The sequence below is a fragment of the Candidatus Darwinibacter acetoxidans genome, from assembly GCF_041936445.1.
Lineage (GTDB): Bacteria > Bacillota > Limnochordia > Darwinibacteriales > Darwinibacteriaceae > DTU010.
The window spans coordinates 1-5,370 of record NZ_JBHGXH010000295.1 but is presented as its reverse complement, the minus strand read 5'-3'; the positions used below and the strand labels follow the sequence as shown (position 1 = coordinate 5,370).

At 56.1% G+C, this 5,370-nt stretch carries 10 protein-coding genes; 1 reads left to right on the top strand and 9 read right to left on the bottom strand.

Annotated elements, in window-relative coordinates; translation table 11 throughout:
* From ACE4YL_RS11710 to ACE4YL_RS11680, 7 genes are all read right to left on the bottom strand, one after another.
* The coding region (locus ACE4YL_RS11710; protein ID WP_461369664.1) for an MBL fold metallo-hydrolase at positions 1 to 456 on the bottom strand (456 nt) is incomplete at its 3' end.
* Entirely contained in the window at positions 446 to 670 is a 225-nt protein-coding gene (locus ACE4YL_RS11705; RefSeq protein WP_461369663.1) for a hypothetical protein, read from the bottom strand. The genes ACE4YL_RS11705 and ACE4YL_RS11710, both read right to left, overlap by 11 nt.
* A gap of 2 nt (positions 671 to 672) precedes the next feature.
* Positions 673 to 1,605 (bottom strand): recombinase RecT, encoded by a 933-nt coding sequence (locus ACE4YL_RS11700; RefSeq protein ID WP_461369662.1) that lies wholly within the window; start codon positions 1,603 to 1,605, stop codon positions 673 to 675.
* Positions 1,602 to 3,572, bottom strand: a complete 1,971-nt coding sequence (locus ACE4YL_RS11695) for an ATP-binding protein (RefSeq protein WP_461369661.1) — start codon at positions 3,570 to 3,572, stop codon at positions 1,602 to 1,604. Before ACE4YL_RS11695 ends, ACE4YL_RS11700 begins: the two co-directional genes overlap by 4 nt.
* 147 nt (positions 3,573 to 3,719) lie before the next feature.
* Entirely contained in the window at positions 3,720 to 3,965 is a 246-nt protein-coding gene (locus ACE4YL_RS11690) for a hypothetical protein (protein WP_461369660.1), read from the bottom strand.
* Positions 3,962 to 4,333, bottom strand: a complete 372-nt coding sequence (locus ACE4YL_RS11685) for a type II secretion system protein (protein WP_461369659.1) — start codon at positions 4,331 to 4,333, stop codon at positions 3,962 to 3,964. The genes ACE4YL_RS11690 and ACE4YL_RS11685 overlap by 4 nt, the downstream gene beginning before the upstream one ends.
* Before the next feature lie 31 nt (positions 4,334 to 4,364).
* On the bottom strand, positions 4,365 to 4,607 hold the full coding sequence (locus ACE4YL_RS11680; protein ID WP_461369658.1) for a helix-turn-helix transcriptional regulator: 243 nt from the start codon (positions 4,605 to 4,607) through the stop codon (positions 4,365 to 4,367).
* A gap of 171 nt (positions 4,608 to 4,778) precedes the next feature.
* On the opposite strand from ACE4YL_RS11680, the gene ACE4YL_RS11675 reads away from it, so the two are divergent.
* Positions 4,779 to 4,922 carry a helix-turn-helix domain-containing protein gene (locus ACE4YL_RS11675; protein ID WP_461369657.1) on the top strand — a complete coding sequence of 48 codons (144 nt, stop codon included), beginning with the start codon at positions 4,779 to 4,781 and terminating at the stop codon, positions 4,920 to 4,922.
* A 19-nt stretch (positions 4,923 to 4,941) separates the two neighbouring features.
* On the opposite strand, the gene ACE4YL_RS11670 is transcribed toward ACE4YL_RS11675, so the two are convergent.
* Together ACE4YL_RS11670 and ACE4YL_RS11665 are read right to left on the bottom strand one after the other, a co-directional pair.
* Positions 4,942 to 5,139 carry a hypothetical protein gene (locus ACE4YL_RS11670; protein WP_461369656.1) on the bottom strand — a complete coding sequence of 66 codons (198 nt, stop codon included), beginning with the start codon at positions 5,137 to 5,139 and terminating at the stop codon, positions 4,942 to 4,944.
* Positions 5,136 to 5,324: a hypothetical protein gene (locus ACE4YL_RS11665; RefSeq protein WP_461369655.1), complete on the bottom strand. Its 189-nt coding sequence runs from the start codon at positions 5,322 to 5,324 to the stop codon at positions 5,136 to 5,138. Before ACE4YL_RS11665 ends, ACE4YL_RS11670 begins: the two co-directional genes overlap by 4 nt.
* Positions 5,325 to 5,370 lie beyond the last annotated feature (46 nt).

The window sequence follows — 5,370 nt, the reverse complement described above, 5'->3', positions numbered from 1 at the left end:
GTTGCACTCGATCATGATCCGCGTCAGCCCCGTAAAGCGGTAAGGGCAGTAAGCGGTATCGGTGAGATAAAGCACCTTCTCGCCCTCCCCGGCGATCAGGAAGCCCAGCGGCTCCTTCGCGTCGTGAATCGCCTCAAACGGTAGGACCGTCCAGTCCCCGATGGTGAGTTGCTCCAGCGCCTTTACCACCCGTAGCCGGTGGCCGGTAAGCCCCAGGGCTTCAGCGGTGCCAGTGGACATATAGCAGTCCACCCCGGCCCGCATCAGGTCAGCGGCAGCCTTCGCATGGTCCTGGTGCTCGTGGGTAATCAGGCACCCCGCCAGTCCGGTCAGCTTGTAGCCGGTGGCCTTCTGGAGCTCCCGGTAAGACAGGCCGCAGTCCAGGATCAGCGGAGAGCGCCCACCAATGAGGTAGGCGTTCCCCGCGCTTGAACTGGCCAGAACGTTAATCTCCATTTACAGCATCCTTCCAGCGCCTTGCTACCGTGGATGGCATCACGTAAGCCAGGACAGTGTCGCCGGTTTTTAGCAACACGGCGGCTTTGGCATAGTCAGCAAAACCAAACAGAATGTCTGCCGGAAAATCCACGTTGTAGTCATCTACTGCCACTATTTGCTCAGCGTCCACATAAGCACCAGGGCCGATCGGAATTATCTTAGGGGTTGCCATGGCTAGAACCCCGGGCCGTCAAGGGCCTGCTGACCCGGATCTGGCTTTTTCGGGTTTTGTGCCTTTTCGGGCGGTTTTGGTGCGGTTTTCGCTGGTTTTTCGTTCTTTTCCGGTTCCGGCTCTCCGTCGGTGACGACCTCTTCCGGCTCGGTATACTCGATATCGATGATCCGCATGTTGGCCTGTTCAGCGATCTCGGTGTCGATCTCATCTTCGGCCCGGGCGTCATCGGCCCGGTTGTAAGCGCCCACCAGGATGCTGCTGTCGCTCGACGAGTTGATGAAGGCCTTGCACGCCCTGTTGATGACTGTCTTTTTCGCCATCTCCGCGGCGAACTTGTGATGCACACTGGAGCCGCCCTCTTTGTATGTTTGCCCCTGCAGCCATGCTTGCTTGATGTCAGCGATGGTCATGATCTCCGTATGGTCCGGGCGGTCGTCGAACTCGATCACCGCGTAGGCGGCCACGATGTTTTTGCCGTCGACGTTCTCCAGCTTCTGGCTGTGCTTGATGATCTTTTTAACCTTGCCGCGGATCTCATACTCGAAGATGTCGCCCTTGTAGACGACCTCGCCCCAAACGTCCCGGGCCCCGGCCACATTCTTGACCACAGCCATGCTGCCAAAATAGGACCGCTGGCAAACGAGCTGCTGGCCGTAGGCGATGAAATAGCACTGCTCCTTGGCCGGGTTCAGCCCTTGGATCACCATGTCAAAAAGGCTGTTGGCGATGCTGGTCGAAGTGCAGACGCTCAGGACCGGCTTGCCGCTCTTGTCTTTCGTTTCCTGCAGCTTTAAGTAGGCTGACTTCAGCGCGTTCTCGGGGCTGTAGTTGTCCGGCAGATGTATCTCCCCACGCTCCAAAAATCCCCGCACTCTTGACGCCACCACGTCAACGATGTCGCTTTTGGTGATGACTTTTGTCTCTTTACTCACTTTGTCTCCTCCTCATATTCGATCCTCAATTTTTTATCCGGCTTACTTACCACCAGCCTGATGAGCTGCGCCGGGGTTGGAATGATCTCGGTCACGCTCTCCGCATTGTCCGCAAATATCGGCGCAGTAAAGGAATAGTGCTTGCTCAGGGTGTTTATGATGTCGATGCCCACATTGATCTGTCTGCCGTTATTCATCCCCGTGCTCCAGGGCACCCCGTCGTAAAGCGTCTCGCAGCACTCTTCCAGGCTCCCGTTTACCAGCACGTTGAAAAGTTTGAACCGGGCCAGCTCGAACCTGCTGTTTATTTTTTCGTCCAGTAGCCTGACTTTGGCCCGTGTGAACTCCTCGCACAAGTAGATCTGCTGCTCCAGCTGCTCATACTCGGCGGCCAGCTTGCGCTCTTCGGCTTCCAGTTCCTTGATGCGGGCCTCCCCGACTTTCCTCGCGTCGAACTTAGCGACCTGGGCCCGGGCATCAGCGATCTTCGCATCCAACTTCGCGATTTCAGCCGTGACGGTTTCAAGCTCTTCGCTCTCCCCGGCTTGCAGGGCGGCGATGGCGTCGACCAGGGCCTGGCGTTCCTTGAGCTTCCGCTGGTATTCCTCATTCTGCTCGATTGCGGTGAGTTGTTCTTCGAGCTTTACAAGCCGGGCCTGGGCGGCGGCCTTGTCAGCTTCGGCGGCGTCAACACTATTCTGAATATCTGCAATCTCGGCTTCTATCTCGGCGATTTTTTCTTTGTGCTCTTCGGCCCGCGCCTTCCACGCCTTGCCGCTAATGCTGATGCGCTGCAATTCCTCTGCCTTTTTGCAATTAAATGCTTCCAGAGCTTTCTGGCGAGCTTCTTCCACTTCTTCTGCCGGCAAGGGGCGATTGCACGTTGGACAAGCGTCGTTGACGCTGTCTTGCTTAAATTCTTGCTCGTTGACCTTTTCCCACTCCGCCCGCAGGCGATCCATCTCGGCTTCTGCCTCTTTGATTTTGTCCTGGTGGCCGTTAATCTGCCGCCTGCTGCGCTCGATACTGTCCCGCAGCGCATCGGCTTCCCTGCCATACTGCCGGATCTTGCTCTGCTCCGTCTCGATCCCCGCGTCAATATCCGCCCGCAGCCCGTTCTTCAGCTCCTGCAGCTCCGCGTCCAGTTCGGCCAGGGCCTTCCGCTTCTCGGCGATTTCTCCGCCCGATTCCAGACGGATCTTTTCCTGCTCTTTTGCCTGCTTCTGCTCCTGGAGCTCTTTAAGCTCTTTCTCCAGGACAGCACGGTCCAGGCCGGCCAGGTCCGGTAAGGCCCGGGCGGCTTCGTCAATGCGGACGGGGATTCGGTCCAGCTCCTTGTTGATCTCGGATCGTCGGGCGGCGATCACTTTCCGGTGGTCCTCCAGGGAGCGGTCACCCAGGATCTCCGGCAGCCGGGCCAGGGCCTTGTCGCTGGCAATAACCTCTGCATCAGAAACGTCGCCGCATACTTCCAGCAGGATCTGCCGACGCTTCTGCCAATGGAGGTGTTCGTTGAAATATTTGGGGTTGGTGAGAAGCTTGAAGGTTTCCTCGTCAACAAGGTCCGCGATGCGGGCCTCGTATTCGCTCTTTTTCACGGGAACGCCGTCGATAAAGTGGTCAACGGTGTGCCCCGTGAATTCGGCCTTGGCCGAACCCCGTTTCTTGGTCCACTTCTCACGGTAGGTTTTCTTGAGGGCCAACTCTTTGCCGCTATCCAAGAGAAGGACAGCTTCTACTTCATGATCCAGGCCGTGGATGGCCTGGCCGTCTTCGGTGAGGGTCTTAATGTCAAAGTCTTTCCGGTTGGCTGAATCTTTATCGAACAGCAACCACGAAAAAGCATCAAAAAGGGTTGTCTTGCCGGTGGCGTTGTCGCCGTAAATCGACACATCGCGCCCCTGCAGGTCAAGGGAAAAATCGCGAATCCCCTTGAAGTTGTGCAGGGTTAAAGATAATAGCTTCATCCCGCTCCCCCTCTCAATATCTGCTCCCGGATTATCAGCATCAGGAGCAAACGAATCAGTTTTTTCCGCATGTTTCTCCCTCCTCTCATTTACTGGCGGGGCTGTGTCCCAATATGCCGGGTATGCCGCCCCCGGTGGCGGTTGGGATTAGGCCTCTTCCGGCTCGGGATATTTAACGGTCTCAACTCGCACTATTGTTCCGAAGTCTGGATCCAGGCAATGAGCACTACTCCATTCAGCGAATACCGCGTTTAGCTTCTGTTCTAGCTCTTTTATTTGTTCCTCGGTGACATCGTCAAGATAATTTTCCGCAAATTCCCCGGCCTCATCAAAAACCTGATCGGCCAAGTCGTCTATAAGGCGCTCAGCATCAATATGCGGAAGCTCGGTCAATGTTCCCTCCCCGGCGTAATCTCAATCCGTCCTCCCTCAATCACCACGACAAAGTCCCCGTTCTGCAAGGGATTCTCCGGCCACTTTTCGAGATATTCCCCCCAGGCGTCATGCGGCTCCATCTCCCCCCGCCAGGCTTCTGCCCCGGCTCCCGGCGCCCAGATGGTATCCCCTCCGCCGTCCAGCAGGTAGAGCTCGGCGGCCAGCTGCAAACAGGCGACCTGGCGGTCGAAGGCCACGGCCTGAGCCTTCTCGATGGCCCCCCGGTAGGCAGGGACGGCCACGAGAGCGATAACGGCGACGATGGCAAGGCAGATCAGAAGCTCGATGAGAGAGAAGCCGCGGTCGTTGGAAAGTAGTTTTTTCACTTGGTAGCCTCCTTTCTTGGGATTTATATAACTAAACAGCATTACTTTGTCCCCGTTTGGGAACATCAACATCAAAAAAAAGAGCATCCAGGGTTGTGTCCAGCGCCTTGGCGATCCTGGCGCACTCGGGCAAGGTAAAATCCCGGTGGCCGTTGATCTTCAGGCTGAAGGCTGAGTAAGACAGGCCTGTTACTCTGCATAGCTGCTCTTGCGTGTAGCCCTTCAGGACCATGGCCGCCCTGACTTTTTCATGGGGTTTGATCTCCGGTTTCACTTTTATCACCTCGGGTATATTTTGTTCCCGTTTGGGTACACCTATATTACATGAGCTGTTTTGGAATGTCAAGGGTTTATTTTCCGAATGGGTAATTTTTGTTTACATATGGGTGCAGGTATAGTATAATTATGCCATAATTATTGAAGTTACAGGAGGTTTTAGGTAAATATGGAGACAGTAAGCAAGAGGTTGAAAGAATTGCGGGAATCGGCAGGATACAGCCCAGTAGAATTTGCGCTGATGTTTGGGATAAGCAGATCGTCTGTCTATAGATACGAAGGAGGGGTAGGATTAAAAAAGGCCCCGGCGTGAACCGGGGCCCTCTCCTCTTTTACCAGGCTCCATCGTCTTCGGCAGCCTGGCTGATCTTTACCACACCGTAGCAACCGTCGCAACGGTCGCAGGCGCAAACGGTCATCACCCGATCCCTTTCCGCGCCGCCCAGGGACACCTCGTCCACGCTGGTATGGCGGCACTCAGCATCGGCCAGCTTCTGGCCGCAACCTGGACAGTAAAATTCTTTATTCATAACTCGCTATCCCCCTTCAGTCTCTCGATCAGGCTTTCGATCTGCTTGACCTTGTTGCTTCGTAGCGTCACCACCCGCTTGTAATCCTGCTCCCGGCTGTAATCCTCGCGCCTGGTGCCCTCAAGCCGGGCCTGAGCTTTGGCCAGGCGGCGGCGGTACTTTGCGACGGGGTCGCGGTGCGCCATGCGATCGCCCTCCTATTCCGCTTAGGTCAGCTTAGGCCGGGTTCAG

Bases quoted from the DNA above. Each gene is read 5' to 3' on its own strand.
- ACE4YL_RS11705 (WP_461369663.1), bottom strand. From the start codon at position 670: ATGGCAACCCCTAAGATAATTCCGATCGGCCCTGGTGCTTATGTGGAC.
- ACE4YL_RS11670 (WP_461369656.1), bottom strand. From the start codon at position 5,139: ATGAATAAAGAATTTTACTGTCCAGGTTGCGGCCAGAAGCTGGCCGAT.
- ACE4YL_RS11675 (WP_461369657.1), top strand. From the start codon at position 4,779: ATGGAGACAGTAAGCAAGAGGTTGAAAGAATTGCGGGAATCGGCAGGA.
- ACE4YL_RS11695 (WP_461369661.1), bottom strand. From the start codon at position 3,572: ATGAAGCTATTATCTTTAACCCTGCACAACTTCAAGGGGATTCGCGAT.
- ACE4YL_RS11665 (WP_461369655.1), bottom strand. From the start codon at position 5,324: ATGGCGCACCGCGACCCCGTCGCAAAGTACCGCCGCCGCCTGGCCAAA.